We start from the raw sequence: 25,853 nt of genomic DNA on the forward strand, positions 1-25,853 counted from the left end.
TCGAGGCTGCTCACACGAGCCGGAGCTGCCCTTCGGCGCGGGCGGCGGGGCCGAGGTCACCGACGCGGTGGTGGCGGCGGCACAGCACCTGGTAGCGGACGTCGACCTCCGGGGCGCCTTCCGGGGAACCCCCGTCGGTGCCGGTGTCGCCGATGACGACCTGGTCGCCTTCGCGGGCGATGCCGCCGTTGACGACCCGGGCGTTGAGCAGCCCCGGCCGGCCGCACCAGCACAGCACCTCCACCTGGACGCGGGTCACCTCGTCGGCGAGCTCGAACAGCCGCTGCGCCGCCGGGAACAGGCTGGTGCGGAAGTCGGTGGCGAGCCCGAACGCGTACACGTCGACGTCGGAGGTGTCGACGAGGTCGGCGAGCTGTTCGATCTGCGCGACGGTGTAGAAGCTCGCCTCGTCGCAGATGAGGTAGTCCACGCGGATGCCCTGGGCCCACCGTTGCCGGACGAGGCCGCGGATGTCGAGGTCGGCGCCGACGTCGACGGCTTCCTTGCCGAGGCCGATGCGGGTGGACAGGCGGCCCGGGCCGGCGCGGTCGATGGTGGTGAGGACCAGGCCGCGGCGGCCCTGCCGGGCGTGGTTGTAGTCCATCTGCAGGGCGAGGGTCGACTTGCCGCAGTCCATCGGTCCGTAGAAGAACTTCAGGGAGCCACCGCGGCGTAGCCGGCTGTCACCGGCGGCGACGCACGCGGCCGGGTCTTCGTCGAGGGTCTGGGTGGAGGACGTCACGACGGTGCAGCCTACTGGGCCGGTGGCGGGCCACCCAGCCGTTGGAGGGTGGCGCGGACCTCGTGCCGTTCCGGGGTGCCCATCTCGTCGAACAGGCGCAGCGCCGCGGTGAGGTGTTCCCGGGCGGCGTCGGGGTCGCCGGTGGCGGTGCCGACGCCGCGGTGGGCGCGGGCCTGTTCGTAGCGGTGCTGGGCGCGGGTCGCCCGGTCCAGGACCCACCGGTGGACGGTTTCGGCGTCGGCGGGGCGGCCGGCGGTGTGCAGGGCCTCGCCGTACGTGTTCCCGGCGTGGCAGGCGGCGGTCGGGTCGAGGTGCCGGCCGTCGTCGTACGCGCCGTGCAGCAGCCGCAGGCCGCGGTCGTGGTCGCCGAGGGCGACGAGGCCGGCGCCGATGACGGTGCGGGCCTCGATCTCCGAGCCGGGGCAGCGTCCACGGCCGCTGCGGCGCCGCCGGGACAGCGGCCGGTGGTGGTGCGGCGGCGGGGTCCGGGGCGGGGTGCAGCAGGTCCTCGTGGAGCCGTTGCAGCGCGTCGCTCGGCGGCAGGCCCAGCTCGTCGTCGAGGGTCCGTTGCAGCCGCCGGTACACGGCGAACGCGTCCGCGGTCCGCCCGGCCCGGGCGAGGGCCGTCATCAGCTGCCCCGTCACCCGTTCCGCAGCGGATACTGCTCCACCAGCGCCGTCAGCTGCCCGATCAGCGACGCGTGCAGGCCGAGGCGCAGCTCCACGTCGACGCAGTCCTCCAGGGCGGCGTCGCGGCGTTCCTCGAACGCGACCGCGTGCGCGCGGACCGCGGCGCTGTCGACGCCGGTGAGCGCCGGGCCGCGCCACAGGTCCACGGCGGCCCGCAGCCGGGTCCGCGCCTGCGGCAGGTCACCGGCCGTGGCGGCGGCCCGGCCGGCGGCGGCGAGCGCGGTGAACGTGACGGTGTCGAGGTCGTCGCCGGCGACCGTGGCCCGGTAGCCGGCGGTGTCGGTGCTGATCAGGTCCGGCAGGAGCCGGCGCAGCCGGGACACGCACGTGTGCAGCTGCGCCCGCGCCGTCACGGGCGCGTGGTCGCCCCAGACGGCGTCGACGAGCTGGTCGACGGTGACGACCCGGCCCGGGTGCAGCAGCAGCATCGCCAGCAGCACCCGGTCCCGTGCGGCGGGCACCTCGACCGGCCGGCCGTCGACGTGGACGGCGAGGGGACCGAGGAGCCGGAATCGCACGAAGGTGAATGTAATGACCTGCGGCCGGAAGGTTTCCAGGAGGGTTCCAGGAGGGTTACAGGCGGGCCGGTGGGGTGTTCCCGGCCTGTTCGATCGCCTTGCGGATCGGGACGGCGAGCAGCGCGAGGAACCCGGCGACGAAGAACACCAGCAGCGAGATGATCGCGACCCGGTAGGAGCGGGTCGTGTCGTAGGCGAGGCCGAACAGCAGCGGCCCGAGCCAGCTGGTGCCCTTGTCGGAGATCTCGTAGATGCCGAAGTACTCGCCTTCGCGGCCCTTCGGGATCAGCTGCGAGAACAACGACCTGGACAGCGCCTGGCTGCCGCCGAGGACGAGGCCGATGCCGCCGCCGAGCGCGACGAACAGCAGCGGCTCCTTCGCCGGCAGGAAGTACGCGATGACGATGATCACCGTCCAGAGCACGAGACTGCCGAGGAGGGTCTTCCACGCCCCGTACCGTTTCGCGAGCCAGCCGAGCAGCAGCGCCCCGGCGAACGCGAGGAACTGCACCATGAGGATCGTCGGGACGAGGACGTCGTCGGACAGCTGCAGCTCCTTCGTCCCGTACTGGGACGCGAGCGCGATCACGGTCTGGATGCCGTCGTTGTAGATGAGGTACGCGACGAGGAAGAACAGGGTGAGCGGGTACGCCTTCAACGACTTCAGGGTGTGCCACAGCTGCCGGAACCCGTCGGTGAGGACGTTCACGCCCTTCGCCGGTGCCTCCTGCGGCGGCCGGTTGCGGAGGCTGAGCAGCGGGATCGTGGTGAACCCGGCCCACCACAGGCCGGCGGACACGATGCTGTACCGGGCGATCTCGCCGGTGGTCATGCCGAGGGTGTCCTGCATGAGGACGGCGACGACGTTGAGCAGCAGCAGCAGGCCACCGCCGAGGTAGCCGAACGCCCAGCCGAAGCTGGACACCCGGTCGCGGTCCTCCTCGGAGGAGATCTGCGGCAGGAACGAGTTGTAGACGACGACGGACGCGCCGAACGCGATGTTCGCGACGAGGAACAGGGCGGCGCCGAGCAGGTACCGGTCGCCGGTGAGGAACAGCATCCCGGCGGTCGCGGCCGCGCCGATGTAGGCGAACAGGGCCAGGAGCTGCTTCTTGCGCGGGGACCGGTCGGCGATCGCGCCGACGACCGGCAGGACGAACACGGTCAGGAACACCGACAGGCTCACCGTGTACGGGAACAGGGCGCCGGGCGCGATCGCGATGCCGAGCGGGTGGATGACGGCGGTGTCGCAGGCGTCGCCGTCGCAGCCGGCGGCCTTCTCCGCGATCGACGTCAGGTACGGGCCGAGGAAGACGGTGACGACGGTGGTGGAGAACGCGGAGTTCGCCCAGTCGTAGAAGTACCAGCCGACCCGTTCACGTTTCGTGCTGAGCTGCGGTGCCTCGGGTGTGTCGACAGCTGACACGGGGGCCTCTCCTACGCCGGGATCTACGCGGGGTTCCAGATGCCGCGGGCGTGGTAGACGTCGCGGAGCACCTCGATGTGATCGGTCATGATGCCATCAACGCCGAGGTCCAGGAAGTGCCCGATCTGTACCGGGTCGTCGATCGTCCACAGGTGCACGTGCAGGCCGAGGCGGTGCAGGTAGTCGATGAAGCGGGGACGGGCGAGGGTGAGGCGTCCGTACCGGGGCGGGATCTGCACGGCGACGACACTGTCGGCGACCCGGACGGGCCGGCCGGTCATGGACCCGGCCCACAGGGCGGTGACCTCCCGCATCCCGACCGACGTCGCCACCCGAGGCCCGGCTTCGCGGCGGATGCGGGTGAGCCGGGCGGAGGAGAACGACGCCAGCAGCACCCGGTCCTCGGCGCCGGCGCGGCGGACCGCGTCGACCGTCGGGGTGACCGCCGCGTCGGTCTTGCAGTCGATGTTGAACCGGACGTCCGGCCATGCGTCGAGGACCTCGTCGAGGCGGGGGACGGCGGCGGCGCCACCGACCCGGACGGACGCGAGGTCCGCCCATGTCACGTCGACCATGCGGCCCGGCCGGCCCAGCATCCGCTGCAGGGTGTCGTCGTGGAAGACGACGGGGACACCGTCGGCGGTCGCGTGGGTGTCGGTCTCGATGTACCGGTAGCCGAGGTCGACGGCGCGGGCGAACGCAGCTGTCGTGTTCTCGTCACCGGCCGCGGCGCCGCCGCGGTGCGCGAAACCCAACGGTCCGGGCAGGTCAAGATAGGGCACGCCGACAGTATGCGGTGATCTTCCGGTGTGGTTGCGTAACGGCGGGTTACCTGTTGCTGTCCTCGTGCTGACACACGACTGTCGGCAGGCTTGCCGGGCGACGCGGAGTGTGGATCTGTACAGGTAGGGTGACGCACATGCGCGTGCTCGGCATTGACTTCGGCACGTCGAACACGGTCGCGATGGTCCGGACCCCGGACTCACGGATGCGGCCGCTGCTGTTCGACGGTTCCCCCTTGCTGCCCTCTTCTCTGTACTTCAACACCGACGGGAAAGTGCTGGTCGGCCGGGACGCCGAGCGTAACGCGCGGCTCGACCCGGCCCGGTTCGAACCGAACCCGAAACGTCGCATCGACGACGGTGAGGTGTTCATCGGTGACCATCCGATGCCGGTGCCGCGGCTGTTCGCGCACGTGCTGTCGCTGGTCAACACCGAGGCCCGCCGGCAGCTCGGCGCCGCCCCCGACGAGGTGCGGATGACGCACCCGGCGCGGTGGGGTGAGCGGCGCCGGTCGGCGCTGATCGAGGCGGCCCGCATCTCCGGGCTCGGGAACCCGCGGCTGATCGCGGAGCCGGTCGGTGCCGCGTCGTACTTCACCGCGGTCCTCGGCTCCGCGGTGCCCGTCGGCCGGTCCCTGGCGATCTACGACCTCGGCGGCGGCACGTTCGACGCGACCGTGGTGCGGCGCACCCAGTCCGGGTTCGAGGTCCTCGCCGAGGACGGCCTGCCCGACGTCGGTGGTCTGGACTTCGACCACGCGATCGTCGAGCATCTCGGCAAGGTGTACTCCGAAAGCCACGCGGAGAAGTGGGCGTCGATCGCGACCCCGTCGGACGCGAACGCGCGCCGGCAGCGGCGGCTGCTGTACGAGGACGTCCGCGGCGCGAAGGAGATGCTGTCGCGGACCGCGTCGACGGACATCCACCTGCCGTCCCTGGAGGTGGATGCGCACCTGACGCGGGAGGAGCTGGAAGGGCTCGTCAAGCCGTACCTGGAGCGGACCGTGTCGTGCCTGCGCCGGGCGATCGAGTCCGCGCGGCTGCAGCCGAAGGACCTCGTCGGGATCTTCCTCGTCGGCGGGTCGTCACGGATCCCGCTCGCGGCGCACCTGATCCACACGGAGCTCGGGGTGGCGCCGACGACCCTGGAGCAGCCGGAGACCGTCGTCGTCGAGGGCGCGTTGTGCATCGGGGCGCCGTCGGCGCCGGCCCGCGCGTCCGGGATGCCGCGCACCACGACCCCACCGCCGCCGCAGCAGCCGCAACAGCAGCAGCGGCCGGTGTCGGCGGTGCCGGTGTCGCCGGGGATGAACCGGCCGCCGATCCAGCAGCAGCCGCCGGTGCAGCTCGTGCGGCAGCAGCCGCCGGTCCAGCTGACGCGGCAGGCCCCGCCGCCCGTCCAGCAGCAGCCGCCGGTGCAGCTCGTCCGGCAGCAGCCGCCGCCGGTGCAGCAGCCGCCGCCGGTGCAGCAGCCGCCCGTGCAGTTGGTGCGGCAGCCGCCGCCCGTCCAGCAGCAGCCGGTGCAGCAGCCGTACCGTCCGCCGGTGTCGCCGGCGCCGGTGCAGCAGCAGCCGGCGCGGCCGGGGCCGTTCCCGCCGCAGGTGACCCGGCCGGCGCCGGCGCCCGCCCCGCAGCAGGACGAGGGCGAGCGGAACTGGGTCGCGGTCATCGTCGTCGTGCTCGTGATCGTGGCGGTGCTGTTCGTGATCCTGCTGATGACCGCGTTCAACTAACCACTGCCGCAGCGCAGAAGGGCCCGTCACGGACATCCGTGACGGGCCCTGACGCTGTCTGGGGTCAGCCGCCTTCGCGTTTGATCCGCAGGTACGCGAGGACCGCCTCGCGGGTCGTGCGGACGCCGAGCGCCTCCCGGGCCTCCGCGATCCGCCGGTTCGCGGTCCGCAGCGACAGGAACTCCGCGGCGGCGGCCGCGGCGATCGTCTCACCGCCGGCGAGCCGCTCCAGCAGCGCCCGCTGCTCCGGGGCCAGCTGCGGGCCGCCGGCGTCCGGTTCCGGGCCGGTGCCGAGGTCAGCGTCCGGGTCGGTGCTGACCGGGCCGATCCGGGCGAGGTCGGCGAGCAACGCCCGGCCGATGTCGCCGCCGGTGTCGCAGATCGCGACGATACCGGCGCCGCGGGCCGCGGCGAGCAGCGCCAGTTCGGCGGTGTCGGCCTCCGCGACCCGCCCGTAGAGGGCGAGCCGCGCGTCGGACACGTCCCACGCCTGGTCGGTGAGCGCGAACCCTTCCCGGGTGCTCCAACCGGCGCGGGCGAGCCGGCGCAGCACGCTGGTGGCGTCGCCGCCGGACGCGACGACGTAGCGGGGTGCGTGAGCGGGGTCGCCCGCCATCAGCGGCCCTGACCGTTCACGTGACCGGTCAGGTGGCCGGTTGGTCGGGGCGGTGCAGCGGGTGTCATCCGCCAACGATGCGGTGCACAGGCACCACCGCACAAGAGCACACCGTTACTCATCCAAGGTCCTCGATCGCGAGTGCGGCGGCTTCGGTGCGGGTGCGGGCGCCGAGTTTCCGCATGCCGGAGCGGATGTGGGTTTCGACGGTCTCCCGGGAGATGCCGAGCTGCCCGGCGATCCGGCGGGTCGGTTCGCCGTTCGCGACGAGCCGCAGCACGTCACGTTCCCGGTCGGTGAGGTCGTCGCCGGCGCGCCGGCCGCGGGTGTCCCGGCGGATCGCGTGGCGGCGCAACGCCCGGCGGGTCCGGCCGAGCAGGACGACGAGCCCGGCCTCCTCGGCGAGCCGTTCGGCCTCCAGCAGCGGCGGCACGGCCCGTTCCGCGTCCTCCTCGAGGGTGCCCTGGGCGAGCAGGCACCGGACCTCCTCCCGGCGGGCGAGGTCGCGCCAGGCGGCGGCCGCCGCGGCGAACAGGTCCGGGGCCTTCCACGCGTCCAGGGTCTGGGCGACCGCTGCGAGGGGCCGGTCACTCTCGGCGAACGCGCCGCCGTCGCCGGAGTCGCCGGCGTCGTACGCGGCCCACCGGGCGGTGATGCGGCGCAGCCCGTCGACGAGCGGCGGGGCGGGCAGGTCACCGGCGCGGCCGACCGCGTGGTCCGGCTGCCCGTCCAGCCACGCCGCCTCCCGCGTCACCCAGTCCAGGACCGGGCCGGTCGACGACGGCCGGCCGGTGAGCGCGTCCAGCCGCGCCCGGGCGGGGGCGAGCAGCCCACCGTCGGCCTCGGCGAGGCTGGCGGCGGCGACCGCGTAGCCGCGGGCGACCGCCGGGAGGGTCCGGTCGGTGAGGTCACCGGCGCGGCGGACGACCTCGTCGATCTCGTCGCCGCGCAGCGCGTCGCACCACAGCTGCGCGGCGATGAACCGGGTCTGCCACGAGTAGGCGAGGTCACCGGCGCAGGCCGCCGCGGCCGCCGCGGCCGCGTTCGACGCCTCGGTGAGCCGCGCGTCGGCGGTGAGGGTCTCCACCAGCAGCCACGCCGACCAGCGGGCGGCGAGGACGTCACCGGCCTGCCCGGCCGCCGACGCGGCGGACGCCAGACCGTACTCCCAGCCGGGGCGGCGGGTGCCGGCACGGACGGCGGCGATCGCCGCCCGCAGCCCCGGATGGGCGGGCGCGTCACCGTGGACCCGCAGCAGCTCCTCGGCGCGGGCCAGCGCCGTGTCCGGGTCCCGGGACAGGGTCGCGAGCAGCCGCACCCGGTCGCGGGCGCCGACGACCTCACCGGGCTCGCCGTCACCGACGGTGGTGACGGCGTCGGCGGCGGCCGTCGCGTTGCCCTGCTGCAGCAGCGCCTCACCACGCAGGACGGCACCGACGGCGCCGACCGCCGGGTCGGTGACCGCGTCGGCGGGCAGGACGCGCAGGCACGAACCGGGCCGGCCGGCGGCGAGGGCGGCGCGGGCCGCGTCCAGCCGCACGTCCGCGGCCGGCGACACACCCGGCAGGTCACAGGCGAGCAGCAGCAGCTCGGCGCGTTCCCCGGTCGACGCGGCGGACCGGGCGGCGCGGACCGCGACCTGGTACGCGTCGGTGTGGGCGCCGGCGGCGGCGAGGTGCCGGGCCGCCTCCCGCGGCGGGACCAGACCGGCGAGCCGCCGGTGTAACGCGACCCGCTCCGCAGGCTCGAGGAGACCGGCGGCGACCTCCGCCGTGTACGGCGACACGGGCGCGGCGATCCCGGCGGCGTCGACCTCGACGAGACCGGTTCCGGTCAGCTCCGTGATGCCCTCACCGAGGACGGTCGCGGTGACCGGCCGGCCGAGCAGGCCGAGCGCCGCCATCGCGGTGCGGGCGGGACGGTTCAGGTCGGCGAGCGCACCGGCGACCGTGTACGCGAGACCCTTGTCGGAGTCGAGGGGGGTGCCGCCCTGCGCGACGTGCTTCGCGATCGCGGTCACGGCGAGGGGGACCCCGCCGGCGCGGCGCACGACGTCGGCGACGACGGCGGTGGTCGCGCCGGGCGCGATCTGCCGGACGAGCGCGGCGGCGGCGTCGGCGGGCATCGCCGGCACGTTCAGCCACGCCGTGGCGGCGGCGCGCAGGACCTGTTCGGCGTCGCCGGGCAGCCGGTGCGGCGTACGCAACGTGACGGCTATCCGACAGTGTTCGGCGATCGCGGGAAGTGCGGCGACCGTCAACGGATCCGCCCACTGCAGGTCGTCGAGCAGCAGCAGACCGTGACGGACCCGGGACCGGACGGCCTCGGCGAGCAGCGGCGCCTCATGTGACGGCAGTCGCACCCGCACCGCCCGGGACAGCGGCAACGCGGGCACGCCACGCAGCATCGCGAGGGCACCACCGGCGAACACGGTGCCGCGGAACGTCTCACCGAGCCGTTTCAGCACCGTGGAGCGGCCCGTGCCGGGCGCGCCCGCGATGACCACCAGACCGGGGTTACGCAGGGCGTCGACCGCCGCCGCGACCAGGTCGGCGGGCGGCCACACGGCGGCACCCACCGTCGCCCGCCCGGCCGGCACCCCCACCGGGACAGCGGCGGGCACACCGGCGACTGGCTCGTCAGTCGGTGCCTCAGGCACTTCTCGCCTCCATTCGTGGCACGAACATGGGATCCTGCGCGCGCAGGATATTCGTAATGTGTGTGCCGTACGTGCGTGACATGACGGTTCTGATTCCACCCGGGAGCGAGTAATGAGCGAGGACCACCCCTTGGAACCCCGAGGGTACGTCGGCATTCTGGCTGAACACACCGGCCTCGCGCAGTCGGTGATCAGTCTCCACGGCGACGTATCCGCGCCCGGTTCAGGGCTTGTGTCCGGCCACACCGCGGTTCAGGACTGACGGGCCGTGGCTCCAGGACCACTCAGCTCCCGGGTCGCGGACCTGTGCGCCGAGGTCGGCAACCGGCTCGGCGGCGGCGCCCAGGCGCAGGTCGTCGACGTGCGGCGGCGGCTCGGCGAGCCGCTGCGGGTCGCGATCGCCGGCCGGCTCAAGTCGGGCAAGTCGACGCTCGTCAACGCGCTCATCGGCCGGCGGGTCGCCCCGACCGAGGTCGGTGAGTGCACCCGCATCGTGACCCAGTTCCGGTACGGCACCTCCGACCGGGTCGACGTCGTGAAACGCAACGGCGCCCGGGTCAGCCTGCCGCTGGACGAGGCCGGCATGATCCCGCAGCGGCTCGGCGTCGCCCGCCACGACGTCGCGTACGTCGACGTGACCCTCACCAGCGACCACCTGCGGGACCTCACCGTCGTCGACACGCCCGGCCTGTCCAGCGCGAACACGTCCGTGTCGGACCAGGCCCGCCGGTTCCTGTTCTCCGAGGCGCCGATCGACGACGACCTCGACTCCGACTCCGCCGGCGCGCTGTCCGGCGCGGAGGCGATCATCTACGTGTTCACGCAGTCGGTGCGTGAGGACGATGTGCAGGCGCTGGAGGCGTTCCGGTCGATCTCCGCCCGGCTGTCCAGCAACCCGATCAACTCCCTCGGCCTGTTCAACAAGGTCGACAAGCTCGCCGGCGGCGGGCAGGACCCGTGGCCGATCGTGGCGCCGCTCGCCTCCGACCAGTCGAAGGTGCTGCGCCGGGTCGTGTCCGACGTGGTCCCGGTCGTCGGGCTGCTCGCCGAGACGACCGAAGCCGGCCGGCTGACCGCGGCGGACTGCGAGGCGCTGCGGCAGCTCGCCGCGCTCCCGCAGGGCGAGCGGACCGTGCTGCTCGCCTCCGTCGACCTGTTCACGACCCGTGAATGCGGGATCACCCGCGAGTCACGGGAGCGGCTGCTGCGGCTGCTGGACCTGTACGGGATCTCGTTCGCGATCGCGCAGCTGGTGAACAAGCCGACCCTCGCCACCGGTGAGCTCGTCCGGATGCTGTTCCAGGCGTCCGGGTTCCCGCGGCTGCGGCAGACCCTCGACCACGCGTTCCGGTGGCGCACCGACGCGATCAAGGCCGGGTGGGCGCTGTCGAGCCTGGAGAAGATCGCCAGCCACGCCGAACGGCCCCACGACCGGGAGCTGCTCCGCGACGCGATCGAACGGGTCCTGCAGCAGCCGGAGTCGCACCGGCTGCGGCTGCTGGAGGTCGCGCAGCTCGTCACGACCGGCGCCGTGGACCTGCCCGACCAGATGGAAGGCGAACTGACCCGCCTCGCCCTGTCCAACGACCCCGCCTGGATCCTGAACCTGCAGGGATCCGACCGTGACCAGATGGTCCGGGCCGCGTTGGACGCCGCGACCCGCTGGCGCGCCTACGCCGTCGCCGGTGCCAGCCCGTCCCAGTCGCGGGTCGCGCTCGTCGCGCACCGCGGCTTCTACCTGCTGTCCCAACGTATCCGTGGCCAAGCCCGTGTCAACTGAAGGCACCTACCCCCAGGAGCCGGGAATGCTCTCGTCCAACAACAGCCTGCGTCTCGTCGCCGTGGCTGTTGCCCTGATCGTCGCCGTGCTCACCGGCGTCGCGACCGGTCTGCTCAGCGGTGGCCCCGACTGCCCGGCGGTGCCGGCGCAGACGGCCGCCACGACCGCGCCGCCGCCGGCGCCGACGACCGCGAACGGCGGCGCCGGCATCGGTGACTCCATCGGCGGCGGTGGCGCCCCCGAGGCGCCGCCGAAGCAGCAGCCGGCGACCCACGCCGCGCAGGTCGTGCAGGCGGCGACCCCGGCGTGCACGACCCGGGAGACGTTCGGGGTGACCGCGGCGGCGACCGCGTTCGTCGGGGCGTTGCTCGTCGGCGCGGCGCTGCTGCTGCTCCTGCTGCTGTCCGCCCGCGGCCCCCGGCAGGTGCAGGTCCCCGTCACCGCCGGCCACAACGGTGGCGGACCCGCCGAGCACGACCGGCGGGCGCTGGTGCAGGCGTGCATCTACGTCCGGGACCGGGTCACGTCCAAAGCGCTCGGCGACCGGCTCGGCGCCGCCCTGAAGGAGGCCGGCGTCACCACCCTGGAGCCGACCGGGGTCCGGTTCGACCCGGCGCACCACGAAGCGGGCGGCGCCGCCCCCAGCACCGACCCGGCGCTGATCGGGTCGATCGCCGCCGTCGAGGTCCCCGGCTACCTGGACCGTGACGGGCGGGTGCTGCGCGCCCCGATCGTCACCGTGTACCAGGCGCCCCGCAACCCGGGCGGGCCGACCGGCGCCCACCCGACCGTCCCGCAGAACAACCAGCACAGGGAGCAGCCACGATGACGTCGACCGAGAACGCGGCGCCTCCCGCGAACGGCAAACCGAAACCACCGAGCCCGGAGGCGGCGCTCGGCAAGCTGCTGAAGGCCGGCGTCGACGGGTCCCTCGCCTACCTGCGCAAGATCGACCCGGACGCGGCCGCGGACGTCGACACCGAACGCCGCCGGGACGTGCAACGCCCCCGCATCGTCGTCGTCGGCGAGACGAAACGTGGCAAGAGCAGCCTCACGAACATGCTGATGGGGGTGCCGAACCTGTCGCCGGTCGACGCGGCCGTCGCCACCGCCTCCTACCTGGAGTTCACCCACAACCCGCAGCACGGCGCCCGCGCGTACGTGCCGGGCCGGGAGGACCCGATCCCGATCAACCTCGGCGACCTGCGTGACTGGGGCACCGTCCTCGGGCGGCTCCCCGACGGGATGCGCCCGCCCCGGCGGATCGAGGTGCACCACTCGGCGCCGCTGCTGCAGTACCTGACGCTGACCGACACGCCCGGCACCGGCGGCCTCGACTCGATGCACGCCGAGGTCGCGATGGACGCCGTCGAACGCGCCACGGCGCTGCTGTTCGTCGTCGACTCGTCCTCACCGTTCTCCAAGCCGGAGATGAACTTCCTCATCGAGGCCAGCAAGAAGGTCAACTTCGTGCTGTTCGCGTTGACGAAGGTCGACGCGTACCCGGGATGGCGCACGATCCTCGCCGACAACAAGGGGCAGCTGCAGACGCACGCGCCCCGGTTCGGGGCCGCGCCGTGGTTCCCCGTGTCCGCGAGGCTCGCGGAGCTGGCGATGACGCTGCCGAAGGAGTCCGCGGGGGAGCTGATCCGCGAGTCGCGGATCGCGGAGCTGCAGCACGCGCTGATCGACCTGGCGAAGAAGGGGCACCTGCTGCAGCAGGCGAACGTGCTGCGGTCCGTGCGGTCGGAGTACATCCGCGTCGACCAGGAGGTCGGCGACCGGATGAAGGCGACCGACCCCGACCCGAAGGACGCCGAACGGGCGAAGGAGGAACGCGCGCAGGTCGCGACCCGCAAGCGCACCGAGTCCCGGCAGTGGTCCCTCGCCCTGTCCACCGAGACGCAACGGGCCCGCGTCGAGGCGACCACCAGGCTGCGTTCGTACATGACGCAGCTGCAGGAACAGTTCATGGAGAAGATCGACAAGGGCGGCCGCGGCGACATCAGCGAACTGCCCGCGGAGGTCGACAAGGCCCTCTACGCGCTGTCGGTGCGGCTGTCCCACGACCTGGAGTTCCGGTTCCGGAAGGTCGGTGAGCGGGTCCTCGCGCAGGTGTTCCACCCCAACGAGCTGCAGCACGTGCTGCGGCAGCTCAACGCGAAGCTGCGGCACGCCCTGGGCACCAAGCCCCGCCGCGACGGCGGTGGCGGCGACGGCGCGATGGTCGTCATGTCGTCCGCGGGTATGGCGATGATGGCCGGCCGGGGCGCGATGGCGGGTGCCGGCGCGATCGGTCTCGCCGGCGTCGCCGGCGCCGGGCTCGTCATCCCCGTCATCGGCATCGGTCTCGGTCTCGCCGCCGGCGCGTACATGATCTTCAAGCGGAAGAGCATGACCGACAAGCAGCAGACCCGCACCTGGCTGCGGGAGGTCCTCGGCGAGGCCCGGGCCGCGCTGTCCGACGAGATCATGCACCGGTTCACCGACCTGCAGTACGCGCTGACCCTCGCCCTCGACGAGGCGATCGAACGGCGGCTCAAGCAGCTCGACGCGCACATCGCCAACATCGACAAGTCCCTCGCGGAGGACAAGGCGGAGCGGGCGAAGCGCAAGGCGGCACTGAACACGGAACGGGAAGGTCTGCGGGCCCGCATCAAACAGGTTGACGAGGTCCTCGTGCGGGTACGGGCACTGGCGCCGAACGCACCCGCGGACGCGGCCGACGCACCGGCCGAAGCGTAAGGGGGTTGGATCATGGACGGGCACTGGGAATGGTCGGAGTCCGGGGACGAACCGGACACCGGTGACACCGCCGACCTCGGCGGCGGCCACACCGACGGCGCGTTCGAACAGGGGTTCGGTGACGGGCACGCGTTCGGCGACACCGGGTTCGACGGGCACGACGACTACACCGCGCTCGGCGACGGGCACGACAGCCACGGCGCCGACGACCTGGAGGAGCCGCTCGGCACCGAACACGCCGCCGACGACTACGACCAGTCCGTCCACCACGAAACCTCGGAAACCTCGCACGCCTCGGACACATCGGACGCGCACTTCGAGGACGCGGACGGTGACCCGAACCAGCACGCCGGGTTCGAACCCCTCGCCGACCAGCACACCGAACACGCCGTCGACACGGACGTGGACGGCGGGGCGGAGCCGTTCGGCAGCGACCCCGACCTGCACGGCGACACCGACGGCTGGCCCGGGCACACGTTCCCGGAGGAACTGCACCTGGACAGCCCACCCGAACCCGTCGACGGGTTCCCGTGGACCGACGCCGACGTCCTCGGCGGCCCCGACCACACGGCGGCCGCGTTCGACCCGGCGGTGACCGCGGACCCGGCGAGCCCGGCCGACCTCGCCGCGTACGACGGCGCGGACGTCCCGGCGGGCGCGGACCCGTGGGCGCCGCTGCTGGCGTCCGACGACCCGGCCACCAGCTCCCTCGCCGGGTTCTGGGCCCCGCACACGTAACCCCGGGGGTTTCGGTTCAGGCCCGCCACGGTTGTCGTGGCGGGCCTTCGCCGGCTTCGCGGCCTCCTTCGCAGCCTCTGCTCAGCGGGCCGGGGCCGGCTGCAGCCAGGGCCGCAGATGGTCGGCCGGCTCCGGCCGCGCGTAGTGGTAGCCCTGCGCGATGTCACACCCGAGCCGGCGCAGCGCCTCCACCTGACCCGCGTGCTCCACACCCTCCGCGACCACCGTCATCCCCAGGCTGTGCCCCAGGTCCACCGCGGAGCGGACCAGGACCGCGTCGTCGCCGTCCGCACCCGACAGGTTCACCACGAACGACCGGTCGATCTTCAACTCGTCGACCGGCAGCTGCTTCAGGTACGCCATCGACGAGTACCCGGTGCCGTAGTCGTCGATCGACAACCGCACCCCGAGCCGGTGCAGCCCCCGCAGCGTCGCCGTGGCCAGGGCCGGGTTCGCCATCACCGCGCTCTCCGTCACCTCCAGCCGCAGCAGCTGCGCCGGCAACCGGTGCTCGGCCAGCAGCCCCTCGACCCGGTCCCGCAACGTCGGGTCCGTCAGGCACCGCGGCGACAGGTTCACCGCCACCGGCACCGTCCACCCGGCAGCCCGCCACGCCGACGCCTGCGCCACCGCCCGGCCCAGCACCTGCGTCGTCAACAGGGTCGGCGCCCGGCAGCAGCACCGCGAACTCGTCCCCGGACAACCGCGCGACCGTGTCCCCGGCCCGCACCTCACCCGTCAACCGGGCCGCGACCTGCACCAGCAGCTCATCGCCGTACTGGTGGCCGAGCGTGTCGTTGACCTCCTTGAACCGGTCCAGGTCCAGCAGCATCACCGACAGCACCGCACCCCGGGCCCGCATCGCCGCCTCGAGCCGCTCCGTGTACAGGGTCCGGTTCGGCAACCCCGTCAACGCGTCATGCCGGGCCGCGTGCTCGTGCCGGTCCGCGTGCGCCATCATCGCGTTCTGGTACTGCACCACCAGCAGCCCCAGACCGATCAGCAGCACCGCACCCACACCGAACGCGGTCAGCAGCCCACCGAACACCAGCGCCTCCACCCGGCGCAGCTCCGCGATCGCCGCGTCCGCGCGGCTCGCGTGCAGGTCCGCGGCCGCCTGGATCTCCGCGCTCAACTGGTAGAAGATCCGGTCCACGTCGTCGTTGTTGATCCGCGCCGCCTCAGCCAGGTCCCCGTTGTCGACCGCGGCGAACACCCGCAGCACCGCGTACCCGTACTCGTCGTGGACGTGCCGCAGCCGCAACGCCAGGTCCCGGTCCGGCGCCCCGCCGCGCGCCTCCACATCCTTCAACGCCGCGTGCAACGCCGCCCCCGCCATCGCGTGCCGCACCCGCACCGCGTCGCCGCGGTCCAGCCGGTACTTGCGCTCCAGCGACTCCTCTTCGGCGATCGCCTTGTTCGCCCGCGCGTACGCGTCGGACAACGCCGTCGACCGGGCGACCGTCTCCGCCGCGTGCCGGGTCCTGCCGACCCCCACCACACACAACACGGCCACCGACAGCAGCACCACGCTCACCCCACCGATCGCGAGCCGCCACCGGCTGCGGGTACGCGCCGACGCCTGCATCCGCTGCCCCCTGCTGCCGTGCGTCCCCGCCGAACCGGGCTGCCGTGTCCACGTCGGCGGGGGCAGGGGAGCGGGGGAGCGGTTCGTGGGAGCGGTCCGGTTGCGATACTGCCCGCCGTAACCCCTTGGACGCCGGCCCCCTGGACGCTCCGACCCGCCCGCGCCGGCGACGCCACCACGATCGCCGAGCTCCGCGCCGTCGTCCTGCGCCCCGACCTGACCCGGCTCGGCCGGTACGACCCGGTGCGGGTCCGGGAACGGCTGCTCGGCTCGTTCGCGCCGCAGCACACGACGGTGATCGAGGTCGCCGGTGCCGTCGCGGGCTGCGTCGCGCTGCGCCCGGCGGCGGGGGAGCTGTGGCTGGAGCACTTCTACCTGCGGCCCGACCTGCACGGCCACGGGATCGGCTCCGCGGTGCTGCGGACGCAACTGGACCGCGCCGACGCCGGCGGGCTGCCGGTGCGGCTCAACGTCCTGCAGGGCAGCGCCGCCCGCCGCCTCTACGAGCGGCACGGCTTCACCGTCACCGCCGCCGACCCGGTTGACGTCTACATGCTGCGGCCTGCCGGTATCGTCTCGCCGGCAGCCACCGTTTCGTCGGCGGCTACGGTTTCGTCGGCCGTCACCGGGCCGGGCGGTGCCGGCGCTGCGTCGACAACGGCCTGACCGGGTCCACATACCGCGGCAGGCGCGGCTCGTCCACCCGGAGCTTGACGAGCTCCGCGGTGATCGCGTCGATGATCCGGTCCGTGGCCCGCTGCGCCGACCCCGGCACCCCCGGGTCCAGGTCCGACAGGTCGACCGGAGCACCGAAATGCACCCGCACCACCGGCCGGCGCAGCAGCGACCGCCCCAACGTCCGCACCGTCGGCCCGAACCCGCCCCACGCCGCCACCTCGTGCGCACCCCACTGCGCGACCGGCACCACCGGCACCCCGGTCCGCAACGCGATCCGCGCCATCCCCGTCTTCCCCCGCTCCGGCCACATCCCCGGGTCGAGGGTGATCCGCCCCTCCGGGTACCCGAGCACGTGCGACCCCACCGCGAGCGCGTCGGCGACCACGTCGACGGCGTTGCCGACGTCCGCCTGCCGCCGGTTGATCCTGATGTGCCCGGCCGCCCGCATCATCGAACCCACCACCGGCGCCCGGAACAACCCACCCGTCGCCATCAACCGCGGCGCCAACCTCGCCACCCGGCACGCCGCGCTCATCGCCACCGGGTCGAACGGCCCGATGTGGTTCACCGCGAACACCACCGGCCCGCCGCGCAGCTGCGCCGGCACGTCCCCGGTCACCCGCATCCGCGCGACCGGCCGCACCACCTCTCTGGCCAGGACCAGCAGGAACCGCCACAACCGCGGCACCCGCCACGGTTCGCCGGCCGCCGGCGCCGCTGCGGGCACCTGTGCCGCCCGGACGTCCGCCTGTGCTCCAACCGTGGGCGCCGCTCCGGGTACGTCCGGACCCGCGTCCACCAAGGAGCTCCCGGCACCGTCGACCGCGGCGGGGGAGACGCTCACCTCGCCGCCGCCGGCAGCACCATGTCCGAGCGCCGCACCCTGCTCCACGTCTGTCATCCCGCCACCGTCACTCCGAACTGAACCAAGGAACGGTAGCGCCACCCCTGCCGCCACGCACATCCCACGGCCGGGCCTTCCAGCGGCCTTCCATCCGGCCGGCGCCCCAGTGACGGGCAACAGCCAACCGGCAAGCGATTACCGGCAATCCAGTAATCGGCAATCCTCAGCTGGTCCGGATGCCGGCCAAGGCGACGAACACGAGCTGCCGCAGCTCGGTGAGGCGCATCATACGGCCGGCCACGACGTACACGACAACGCCGACGACACCTGCCGCGGCGGACGTGACCAGAGCCGCCCCGAACCCGGGCGCGACCAGCGGCGTACACACGAGCACCGCCACCGCGGCGCAACCACCGGCCAGCCCAGCCGCGACCCCGACCCGCACGTGCGTGCTGACCAGCCGCCGGCCGTCGATCCGCCCCAACCGGCGCCGCAGGACCGCGGCCGCCGCGACGAGACCCGCCGTATACGCCACCGCGTACGCCAGCGGCACCCCGACGACGATGTCCGCACGCGGCAGCACCCACGCCGCAGCGAAGCAGCCGCCGACCCCGACGACCGTCACCCCGGCGGTGATCAGCGCCGGGGTCCTGGTGTCCTGCAGCGCGTAGAAGCCCCGCTGCAGGATCATGTAACCGGTGAACGGCACCAGCGCCACCCCGAACGCCGCCACCACGGCACCCAGCAGCGCGACCGCCGGCGGTGCGCTGCGCCCGTGCGCGAACAGCAGCGTGGCGAGCTGCGGGCCGAGCACGAGCATCGCCGCCGCGACCGGAGCGAGCGCCACCACGGCGAGCCGCACCGCCCGGGACAGGTCCTCGGTCATCCGCGCGTGGTCCCGCCGCACCGCGTGACGGCTGAGCCTGGGCAGGATCGCGGTCATCACCGACACGGCCACCACCGCGAACGGCATCTGGAACACCGCGAACGCGTTCTGGTACGCGCTGATCCCACCCCGCCCGCCGATCGACGCCACCCGTGTCGCCGCCACGATCAGGACCTGCGCCGCGACGACCGACACGAGCACCCAACCGCCGAGCCGCCCGATCCGCCGGATGCCGATGCCCCGCGGATCCAGCCGCGGCCGCAGCACGAACCCGCTCCGCGCCAGCGCCCACACCACCAGCGCCGTCTGACCGACCACCCCGCCGGTCGTGCCGACCGCCAGCACCAGCAGCTGCGGCCCGGTCAACGCGTCGATGCTCGTGCCGCCCCCGACCAGCAGGTACACGACGCTGACCGCGATCACGATGACGCTGTTCACCAGCGGCGCCCACATCGGAGCAGCGAACCGTCCCCGGATGTTGAGGACCGCACCGGCGGTGGCGCTGACGCCGTAGAACAGGATCTGCGGCAGGAAGAACCGGCTGAACACGACCGCCAGCGCGAGCTCCTCGTCGGCGAACCCCGGCGCGTACACCCGCACCAGCCACGGCGCCGACACCATCGCCGCGACCGTCACCGCCGCCAGCACGTAGAACAGCAACGTCAGCAGCCGCTGCGCGTACACGACCCCGTCATCGGGCTCGGTGACCGCCGCCCTCGCGAGCAACGGCACCACCACGCTGGCCATCGCACCGCCGACCACCAGCTCGTAGACGGCGTTCGGCAGCGTGTTGGCCACGTTGTACCCGTCCAGCAGCCGGCTGCCCAGCCCCAGCGCGGACGCCAGCACCACCAGCCGCACGAACCCGGCGACCCGCGACACCAACGTCGCCACCGCCATCCCGCGCCCCGCCCGACCGACCGAACCCCCGTGCGTCATACCGCCCTTCATAGCGCACCACCGTGCCGCGTCTCAGCCCCCGGCCGGCGCGGCGGCTGCGGTGAGCGCCCGGTGCCGGAACAGCAGCGCGGTGACGGCGACGCCGGTGGCGAGATAGCCGAGGCCGGCGACGACGAAGACGGTCGGCACATCGGTGGCGTCGGCGAGCACGCCACCGGCGAACCCACCGACCGGGATACCGCCCCACACGGCGGTACGCCAGACCCCCTGGACGCGACCGAAGAGCTCCTCGGGGATGAGGGTCTGCCGCAGCGACATCGTCAGCACGTTGCCGATCATGACCAGGCAGGCGGTGACGAGGAACAACGCGAACGCGGACACGGCGTCGCTGGTCAGGCCCATCCCGACGACGGCCGGTGGGGTGCACAGCGCCACCGCGCTCAGCGTGCCCGTGCGGCCGAGCAGGCGGCCGACGTACGGTGCGGCGAGCCCGCCGAGCAGGCCGCCGACGCCACCGGCGAGCAGGAGCAGCCCGTACCCGCGGCTGCCGACCTGCAGCACGTCGAGGGCGAACAGCACCAGCACCGACATCGACATGGCCTGGAACGCCGCGGTGAACCCGAACAGCACGGTGAGTCCGCGCAGCAGCGGATGGCGCAGCATCCATCGCAGCCCGTCGCGCATGTCGGCGCGCAGCGACCCGGTCGGCGCGAGCGACGGCCGGTACGAACCGGGCACGGTGAGCATGATCAGTGCACAGAGCGCGAACCCCGTGGCGTTGACCGCCAGCGGCGCCGCGACCGCCACGGCGAACAGCAACGCTCCGACCGGCGCGCCCAGGAACAGCTGCCCGACGGTCTCGGCGGTGACCAGCCAGCTGTTGCCGCGGTCGAGCTGCCCGGGACTGACGAGCTGGGGCAGCAGCGCGTTCGCCGCGCTGTCGTACACGGTTTCGGCGGCACCCAGCGTGAACACCGCCGCGTACAGCAGCGGGACCGACGCGTGCCCGGTGCCGGCGGCGGCCGCGACGACGCCGATGACGCCCGCCCGCGCGAGGTTGGCGACCACCATCGCGCGGCGGCGGTCACCGCGGTCGACGAGCGCCCCGGCAGGCAGCGCGAACACCAGCCAGGGCAGGAACGCCAGCGAGTACAGCCCGGAGATCAGGACCGGGTCGCGGGTGAAGGTCGCGGCGAGCAGCGGGAGCGCGGCCCGGCCGATGCCGTCGGCGAGGTTCGACGTGGCACTGGCACCGAACAGCCGCCAGTAACGGCTGCCGAGGCTACCCATCGCCGGCCGCCCTGCCAGGCCCGTCTCCGTCTGCGTCTCCGTCTCTGGCGGCGTCCGGCTCACCGGGTTCACCGGGTTCACCGACGGGGAACGCGACGAACTCGACACGGACCCGGCGGGTGTCCGGGCCGGGCGGCAGCTGCCGGTACCGGTCGACCACCGCCTCGACCTCGAACCCCAGCGCCCGTAGCTGCTCCGGGGTCAGATCCAGGTGCGCCTGCTGGCGGCTCACGGCCCGTTGCCACGGCAGCGGCCACTGCGACAGCGTCCGGTAGAACTCCATGAGCCGGCGGTGCGACGCCTCCAGCAGGGTCGCGATGACGGTGCCGGCCGTCGCGGCAATGCCGCTGGGTGCCCGTTGCACGCTGGCGGGCATCGTCCATCCGCCGGTGACCGGACGCCACCACCGCTCGGGGCCGGTGCCGGCACCGGCCACCTCCTCGATGAACCCGTGCCGGGCCAGCTGACGCAGGTGATAGCTGGTGGCACCGCTGCTCTCACCGAGCTCCGCCGCGAGCTGCGTGGCGGTGGCCTGGCCGCGGACGCTGAGCGCCTCGAGCAGCTGCAGCCGCAGCGGGTGCACCAGCGCCTTGAGCGCGCCCGGCTCGGGCACGTACCCCGGCGACGCGACAGGAAGGTCCGCGGGATCGACCATACGGCCGAGGCTACGCCCGCAAAGAATCCTTTGCAAAAGTTTCTTTGCGGGATGCGCGCATGACGGAGCCGGGGGAGTCCGGGCATGAGGCCGCTGCGGTTCGTGCAGCTCAGCCCTGTCGACGGACGAGCCGGTCCACGGCGCGAGCGTCAACACCCGTCAACGTGAGCGGTTCCGGCCCGACCTGAGACCTGCGAACAACGGCCGGCGCCTGACAGTTGACGTGTCCGCCTGTCAGGCGCCGGCCGTTGTGCCCGGCCGGGCCGAACGGCCTAGCCGGGCACTGATCGATCCCCGGAGGTCCGGGCTCGGCGCTACTCGGCCTCGCGGAGCTCGGCCAGGCGGGCCTCGATCTCCGCCAGCTCCGCCCGCAGCCGCTCCGCCTGGGACTCGGCCTCGGCACGGGCGGCGGACACGATCTCCTCGACCGCCTCGTGGACGCCGGGGACGTCGAGCATGCCGACCATCTTCAGCGCCTCGCTGGCCTTGATGACATACGGCTTCGCGAGGGACTTCGCGCCCTGGTTGGCGGCCACGGTCCACTCGCCGTCCGCATACGCCAGCGTGACCGTCAGCCCCGCCGGCGCCTTCGGCTTCGGGGCGGCCTTCTTCGCCGGTGTCGCCCTCGGTGCCGGCACGCCCGAGGACTTCTCCACGGGCTCCCGGTCCTTCGCGCTGTCCTTCGTGCCGTCCTTGCCCGCGTCTTTGCCGGTGTCCTTCGCCGCGGTGTCCTTGACCCCGTCGCCGTCGCCGTCGGCCGCGGCGCCCGCCTCTGCGGTGGCGGGTGCCGGGTCGGCCTGGGCGTCGGAGCCGGACAGGGCGGAGTCGGTGGGCTGCTCGACGGCGGGCGCGGACACGGAGCTCTCCTCACGAGGGGCGGGAACGATCGGGGTGCGACGCGCCGGCGCCGCCTTCGGAGCGATCTTCAGGTCGGCGGGGGAGAAGGGCAGCTCGTCACGGCCGAACCGGACCACCACCCACTCCTCGGACAATTCCGGGTCGGTCAGCTGCACGACCTGCCCGAGCTGCCCGGCGATCTGGCCGGCAGCCTCCGTGAACACCACCTTCGGCTTCCGGCCGGCCGCGAGGGTGTCCCGGATCTGCTCCAGCTCCACCGTCGACAAGCCTCCGGCCGCGGTCCGCGCGGCTACCATCGCACCCTCCTCAGTCGAACATGTGTACGGGAACGTTCTACCAGTCAGGTACGACATTTTCGAACGCGACACACCGTACGACATGGATCATGCGATCAGGGCAGCTCGTCGATCTCCGCGTGCGGGTCCAGGGTCCGCAGCAGCTCCGGCCGGTCCGTGACGATCGCCCAGCCCGGTCGGGCCTGCGCACGGCGTACCACATGCGCGGCGGCAACCAGAGCGGGACCGCCCTCACCGGAGAACAACGCGCCGCTGTCCACGGCATCCGCGGCGGTCAGGTCGTCCACGACCACCACCGGCAGGCTGAGCAGCACCTTGAGCACGTCATAGTCCTTCGGGGACGTCTGCGCCCACGCCTCCGCGAGCGCCGCCGCCGGCACCGCCAGCACGACACCCTGATCCACCGCATGCCACACGATCGCCGAACTGTACGGCGTGCCGGCCACGAACCCCAGGATCGCCGAGCTGTCCAGGATGCGGCCACCCACCGCTGTCACGACACCGGCCCGGCGGGTGCCACCCCCAGCACCTCACGCGCCCACGCGTGGTGCTCCGGCGCCATGCGCACCCCGCGTCGCGCATACAGCTCGTTCAGCGCCATGAGCGCCCGGTCCCGCGCCAGCCGGCCCCGGACCGCCTCGGCGACATACGCCGACACCGACTCCGCGCCACCCGCGTCCACGAACCGCCGCACCGCAGCGGCCTCATCGGCGGGCATCGTCACCGTGACCCGCTCCTTGCGCACCTCACGCATACGTACACGGTACCGGCTGCATACGCTGATCACCTAGCGTCGCGTCACCCACGCGAGGGACATCCATGCCCACCTGCGTCGATCTGGCACATCCGTCCGGTACCCATTCACGTTCCGTGACGTACGTCTCCACCGTCCGCTGCCCGTACGCGTTACGGGGCGCTCCGTATAGCGGACGGCTCCGCGCTTGCGCTCAAGCATGTCGTCCGTACTCGGCGCCGGCGAGTTTCAAGGGGGTTTCGTCGCCACGCCGATCTCGTAGATGTTCGATAATCGACATTATGTCAACCTGAGTTCTGTCGTACCCGGCCGGTAGGGTCCTGGGCATGACGGGGATCGACTACCGCACTCCGGGACCACTCACCGACCTGTCCGCCGTGCCGGGCGCAGCGCTCGCCGGGGTGCCCGGTGACGCCGACGGCATCTGCAGGCTCGCGCACACCCTGATCGTGCACCCCAACGAGACCGGCGAGCTTGAGCTGCCCGGCGAACGGTTCGACGACAACCAGCTCCGGCACGCCGACCGGATCGTCCACGCGTTACTGCGCCTGGACGGTGACCCGCTGCACGTGCCACGCCCTGCCGACCGGCGGGTGGTCGGCACCTGCCGGCACTTCACGGTGCTGACGGTGGCGCTGCTGCGGCTGCGCGGGATCCCGGCGCGGGCCAGGTGCGGGTTCGCGACGTACTTCCAGGAGGGTCTCGGCCTGGACCACTGGGTCGTCGAGCACCACCGGGACGGGCGGTGGGTCCGCACCGACTCGGAGATCGTCGGCGGGACCGTGCTGCCGCACCCCGAGGACCTCGACGAAGGGCTGTTCCTGACCGGCGGTGAGGCGTGGACGGCGTGGCGGGCAGGCCGAATCGACGCGAAACAGTTCGGTGTGGGCGGCACCGAGAACTTCGGCCCCGCGGAGATCCAGGGCAACGCGGTGCGGGACCTTGCCGCGCTGAACAAGCTCGAGCTGCTGCCGTGGGACGAGTGGGGGCGGATGGAGGCCGCGTACCGGGGTGAGACCGGCGCCGACTACGACGAGCTGATGGACCGCATCGCCGACGTGACCCGCGCCGACGACCCCGCCGAGGTCATGGCCCTGTACGAGCACGAGGACCTGCGGGTCGCGGAGGCGCTCGTGCGGTAGACGAGGCAGGCTCCACCGCGCGCCGGCGATCCGCGGCGGACGAGCCGGCGAGCGAAGGCATGGGCGCACGGCGTGACCGAGGCACGAGGTGCGGGACGGGGTGTGGCATCGTTGCCCCGCCGCGACGGCGGGGCAACGATGGGTCCGGGTTGGCCGCCTGAAGGAGGTCCGGATCTCCCCGTTGCTGCAATGGGATTGGCGGGTGCCGGGGTGGCATGGATTCAGGGAACCAGCGAGGAAAGTTGACGGCATCGGGACTTCTCCCGATGCCGGGGACCCGACACGGGTGGACCGGCAGGTCGGCGCGCTCCCCCGCTGGTTCACTCCCCCGGGGCGGCCGGTGGTGAGTCCCTGATGAAGACGATGCCGTCGGGTGCGGACGGGCCGGTCAGGTGGGCGGGGTCGAGCGGGAAGTAGCCGAACCACGGTGACTCGCGGGCGGGTGGCGTCGTGTCGCCGTACGTGGCGGCCAGGGCGTGCGGGTCGGCCAGGCACCGCTCCGACGACAAGTTGTATAGCTGTCCTTCGATGGTGTCGGAGGGTGGGGTGTGGACGCCGTGGTGGTGGATGGTGCCGAGGGCGGTGGCGAGGAACGCGTAGCCGGAGCCGAGGTGGGTGGCGGCGATCGCGCCGGCGCTCCACCACGTCAGGTGCTGGTCGCCGAGGCGCATCGTCGACCGGTGGCGTTGCAGGTGGAGGTTGTGGGCGTGGACGAGGGCGGGACCGCGGTCGGTGAGGGCGAGGAGGTTCGCGGCCATCATGGCGGCGCGGAGGCCGACGAGGCGGGGCATGCGGGCGGGGGTCTGGTCGGCCATCCAGTGGTGGTATCGCAGCAGGCCGGTGGCGGTGCGCGCGTACAGGGCCGCCAGGTCCAGGTCGGTGCGGGATGGGAACGCCGGGGCGTGGGTGTCCAGGAGCGCCACCATGTCGTCGCAGAGCAGGCGGAGCCGGCCGGCGGCCGGGGTCTGGCCGATGGACCGGGACGGGTCGAGCAGCGCGGCCGGGTCCGTCCAGCGGTCCTCGGGGCCGAGCACCTCGTCGAGGAGGTCCGTGGGTGGCAGGAGCTCCGGCGGTACCGACGCCGCCAACGCTGCATGGAGTGCGGTGACAGCCTGGTGCGGGGCGGCTGGGCCGGTGGTGAGCTCCAGGGGGCCGTCGATGCCGCCGAAGTGCAGGTGCTGGGACGGCGGCAGGTCGGCGTTGTGGTCGCGGATCCCGCGCACGAGGTCACGGTTCGGGGTGGCGGCGCCCCATCCGTGGCTGAAGCCGCTGGTCATGGCGTCGTCGAGGGTGCCGGCGCCGGTGGTGACGTAGTCGTCGACGACGAGGGCCTTCAGGCAGTCGGTTTCCAGGGCGATCGTCCGGAACGGCGACGTGGTGGCGAGCTCGCGGAACAGGTCGTTGCGGACGTCGAGGAGGACGTCCTCGCCGTGGGTGGGTTCGCCGAGGGCGAGGACGCGCGGCGGGGCCGGCAGGAGGCGGTGGACGGACGCGGCGGACACGGGGCAGGTCATTGCGTCAACGGTATCGTTG

At 73.2% G+C, this 25,853-nt stretch carries 22 protein-coding genes and 2 pseudogenes; 8 read left to right on the plus strand and 16 right to left on the minus strand.

The window, feature by feature from the left end; translation table 11 throughout:
- Positions 1-10 precede the first annotated feature (10 nt).
- The 4 genes and pseudogenes from ACQEVZ_RS42110 to ACQEVZ_RS42125 all read right to left on the minus strand — a co-directional run bounded on the left by ACQEVZ_RS42110 (position 11) and on the right by ACQEVZ_RS42125 (position 4,158).
- Positions 11-742, minus strand: a complete 732-nt coding sequence (locus ACQEVZ_RS42110) for a thymidine kinase (protein ID WP_425552288.1) — start codon at positions 740-742, stop codon at positions 11-13.
- A 558-nt stretch (positions 743-1,300) separates the two neighbouring features.
- Positions 1,301-1,950, minus strand: a pseudogene (locus ACQEVZ_RS42115) (AfsR/SARP family transcriptional regulator); the annotation flags it as partial.
- 55 nt (positions 1,951-2,005) lie between these two features.
- The gene (locus ACQEVZ_RS42120; RefSeq protein ID WP_344504847.1) at positions 2,006-3,376 is read right to left on the minus strand and encodes an MFS transporter; all 1,371 of its coding nucleotides are present in this window, start codon (positions 3,374-3,376) and stop codon (positions 2,006-2,008) included.
- A gap of 23 nt (positions 3,377-3,399) precedes the next feature.
- Positions 3,400-4,158: a glycerophosphodiester phosphodiesterase gene (locus ACQEVZ_RS42125; protein ID WP_344504848.1), complete on the minus strand. Its 759-nt coding sequence runs from the start codon at positions 4,156-4,158 to the stop codon at positions 3,400-3,402.
- A 137-nt stretch (positions 4,159-4,295) separates the two neighbouring features.
- Here ACQEVZ_RS42125 and ACQEVZ_RS42130 point away from each other — a divergent pair, with 137 nt between their 5' ends.
- The gene (locus ACQEVZ_RS42130) at positions 4,296-5,891 is read left to right on the plus strand and encodes an Hsp70 family protein (protein WP_433378215.1); all 1,596 of its coding nucleotides are present in this window, start codon (positions 4,296-4,298) and stop codon (positions 5,889-5,891) included.
- Positions 5,892-5,955: 64 nt separating this feature from the next.
- Here ACQEVZ_RS42130 and ACQEVZ_RS42135 read toward each other — a convergent pair whose 3' ends face one another.
- Positions 5,956-6,507, minus strand: a complete 552-nt coding sequence (locus ACQEVZ_RS42135; RefSeq protein WP_344504850.1) for a helix-turn-helix transcriptional regulator — start codon at positions 6,505-6,507, stop codon at positions 5,956-5,958.
- A gap of 118 nt (positions 6,508-6,625) precedes the next feature.
- Complete coding sequence (locus tag ACQEVZ_RS42140) at positions 6,626-9,130, minus strand: LuxR C-terminal-related transcriptional regulator (RefSeq protein WP_433378219.1); 2,505 nt, start codon at positions 9,128-9,130, stop codon at positions 6,626-6,628.
- A 304-nt stretch (positions 9,131-9,434) separates the two neighbouring features.
- Between ACQEVZ_RS42140 and ACQEVZ_RS42145 the strand changes: the two genes are divergently transcribed.
- Genes ACQEVZ_RS42145 through ACQEVZ_RS42160 form a run of 4 tightly spaced genes read left to right on the plus strand, consistent with a single transcriptional unit; the run spans position 9,435 to position 14,429 of the window.
- A complete protein-coding gene (locus tag ACQEVZ_RS42145; RefSeq protein ID WP_344504852.1) occupies positions 9,435-10,946 on the plus strand; it encodes a dynamin family protein in 1,512 nt (503 codons plus the stop codon).
- A gap of 25 nt (positions 10,947-10,971) precedes the next feature.
- On the plus strand, positions 10,972-11,775 hold the full coding sequence (locus tag ACQEVZ_RS42150; RefSeq protein ID WP_433378223.1) for a nucleotide exchange factor GrpE: 804 nt from the start codon (positions 10,972-10,974) through the stop codon (positions 11,773-11,775).
- Positions 11,772-13,691, plus strand: coding sequence for a dynamin family protein (locus tag ACQEVZ_RS42155; RefSeq protein ID WP_433378226.1), 1,920 nt, complete (start codon positions 11,772-11,774; stop codon positions 13,689-13,691). The genes ACQEVZ_RS42150 and ACQEVZ_RS42155 overlap by 4 nt, the downstream gene beginning before the upstream one ends.
- A gap of 12 nt (positions 13,692-13,703) precedes the next feature.
- Positions 13,704-14,429 carry a hypothetical protein gene (locus tag ACQEVZ_RS42160; RefSeq protein ID WP_433378228.1) on the plus strand — a complete coding sequence of 242 codons (726 nt, stop codon included), beginning with the start codon at positions 13,704-13,706 and terminating at the stop codon, positions 14,427-14,429.
- Between the two features lie 81 nt (positions 14,430-14,510).
- On the opposite strand, the gene ACQEVZ_RS42165 is transcribed toward ACQEVZ_RS42160, so the two are convergent.
- A complete protein-coding gene (locus ACQEVZ_RS42165) occupies positions 14,511-15,086 on the minus strand; it encodes an EAL domain-containing protein (RefSeq protein WP_433378231.1) in 576 nt (191 codons plus the stop codon).
- Between the two features lie 64 nt (positions 15,087-15,150).
- Positions 15,151-15,390, minus strand: a pseudogene (locus ACQEVZ_RS42170) (diguanylate cyclase domain-containing protein); the annotation flags it as partial.
- A gap of 235 nt (positions 15,391-15,625) precedes the next feature.
- Here ACQEVZ_RS42170 and ACQEVZ_RS42175 point away from each other — a divergent pair.
- Together ACQEVZ_RS42175 and ACQEVZ_RS42180 are read left to right on the plus strand one after the other, a co-directional pair.
- The gene (locus ACQEVZ_RS42175) at positions 15,626-16,138 is read left to right on the plus strand and encodes a hypothetical protein (RefSeq protein ID WP_433378234.1); all 513 of its coding nucleotides are present in this window, start codon (positions 15,626-15,628) and stop codon (positions 16,136-16,138) included.
- Positions 16,139-16,260: 122 nt separating this feature from the next.
- Positions 16,261-16,683 (plus strand): GNAT family N-acetyltransferase, encoded by a 423-nt coding sequence (locus tag ACQEVZ_RS42180; protein WP_433378237.1) that lies wholly within the window; start codon positions 16,261-16,263, stop codon positions 16,681-16,683.
- Here the strand turns inward: ACQEVZ_RS42180 and ACQEVZ_RS42185 are convergent.
- The 7 genes from ACQEVZ_RS42185 to ACQEVZ_RS42215 form a co-directional block, all read right to left on the minus strand.
- On the minus strand, positions 16,640-17,596 hold the full coding sequence (locus ACQEVZ_RS42185) for a lysophospholipid acyltransferase family protein (protein WP_433378240.1): 957 nt from the start codon (positions 17,594-17,596) through the stop codon (positions 16,640-16,642). The genes ACQEVZ_RS42180 and ACQEVZ_RS42185 overlap by 44 nt on opposite strands.
- Positions 17,597-17,762: 166 nt before the next feature.
- Entirely contained in the window at positions 17,763-19,325 is a 1,563-nt protein-coding gene (gene murJ / locus ACQEVZ_RS42190; RefSeq protein ID WP_433386033.1) for a murein biosynthesis integral membrane protein MurJ, read from the minus strand.
- 72 nt (positions 19,326-19,397) lie between these two features.
- Positions 19,398-20,615: an MFS transporter gene (locus ACQEVZ_RS42195; protein WP_433378243.1), complete on the minus strand. Its 1,218-nt coding sequence runs from the start codon at positions 20,613-20,615 to the stop codon at positions 19,398-19,400.
- Positions 20,608-21,270, minus strand: a complete 663-nt coding sequence (locus ACQEVZ_RS42200; protein ID WP_354890635.1) for a helix-turn-helix domain-containing protein — start codon at positions 21,268-21,270, stop codon at positions 20,608-20,610. Before ACQEVZ_RS42200 ends, ACQEVZ_RS42195 begins: the two co-directional genes overlap by 8 nt.
- 314 nt (positions 21,271-21,584) lie before the next feature.
- Entirely contained in the window at positions 21,585-22,424 is an 840-nt protein-coding gene (locus ACQEVZ_RS42205) for a hypothetical protein (protein ID WP_433378247.1), read from the minus strand.
- A gap of 95 nt (positions 22,425-22,519) precedes the next feature.
- On the minus strand, positions 22,520-22,912 hold the full coding sequence (locus ACQEVZ_RS42210) for a hypothetical protein (RefSeq protein ID WP_360572504.1): 393 nt from the start codon (positions 22,910-22,912) through the stop codon (positions 22,520-22,522).
- A 5-nt stretch (positions 22,913-22,917) separates the two neighbouring features.
- Positions 22,918-23,178 carry a hypothetical protein gene (locus tag ACQEVZ_RS42215; protein WP_344504863.1) on the minus strand — a complete coding sequence of 87 codons (261 nt, stop codon included), beginning with the start codon at positions 23,176-23,178 and terminating at the stop codon, positions 22,918-22,920.
- Positions 23,179-23,504: 326 nt separating this feature from the next.
- Here ACQEVZ_RS42215 and ACQEVZ_RS42220 point away from each other — a divergent pair, with 326 nt between their 5' ends.
- Positions 23,505-24,320, plus strand: a complete 816-nt coding sequence (locus tag ACQEVZ_RS42220; RefSeq protein ID WP_433378250.1) for a transglutaminase domain-containing protein — start codon at positions 23,505-23,507, stop codon at positions 24,318-24,320.
- Between the two features lie 320 nt (positions 24,321-24,640).
- Here the strand turns inward: ACQEVZ_RS42220 and ACQEVZ_RS42225 are convergent, their stop codons facing one another.
- A complete protein-coding gene (locus ACQEVZ_RS42225) occupies positions 24,641-25,834 on the minus strand; it encodes an erythromycin esterase family protein (protein ID WP_433378253.1) in 1,194 nt (397 codons plus the stop codon).
- Between the last annotated feature and the right edge of the window lie 19 nt (positions 25,835-25,853).

The organism is Dactylosporangium sp. CA-152071 (genome assembly GCF_050936335.1).
Lineage (GTDB): Bacteria > Actinomycetota > Actinomycetes > Mycobacteriales > Micromonosporaceae > Dactylosporangium > Dactylosporangium maewongense.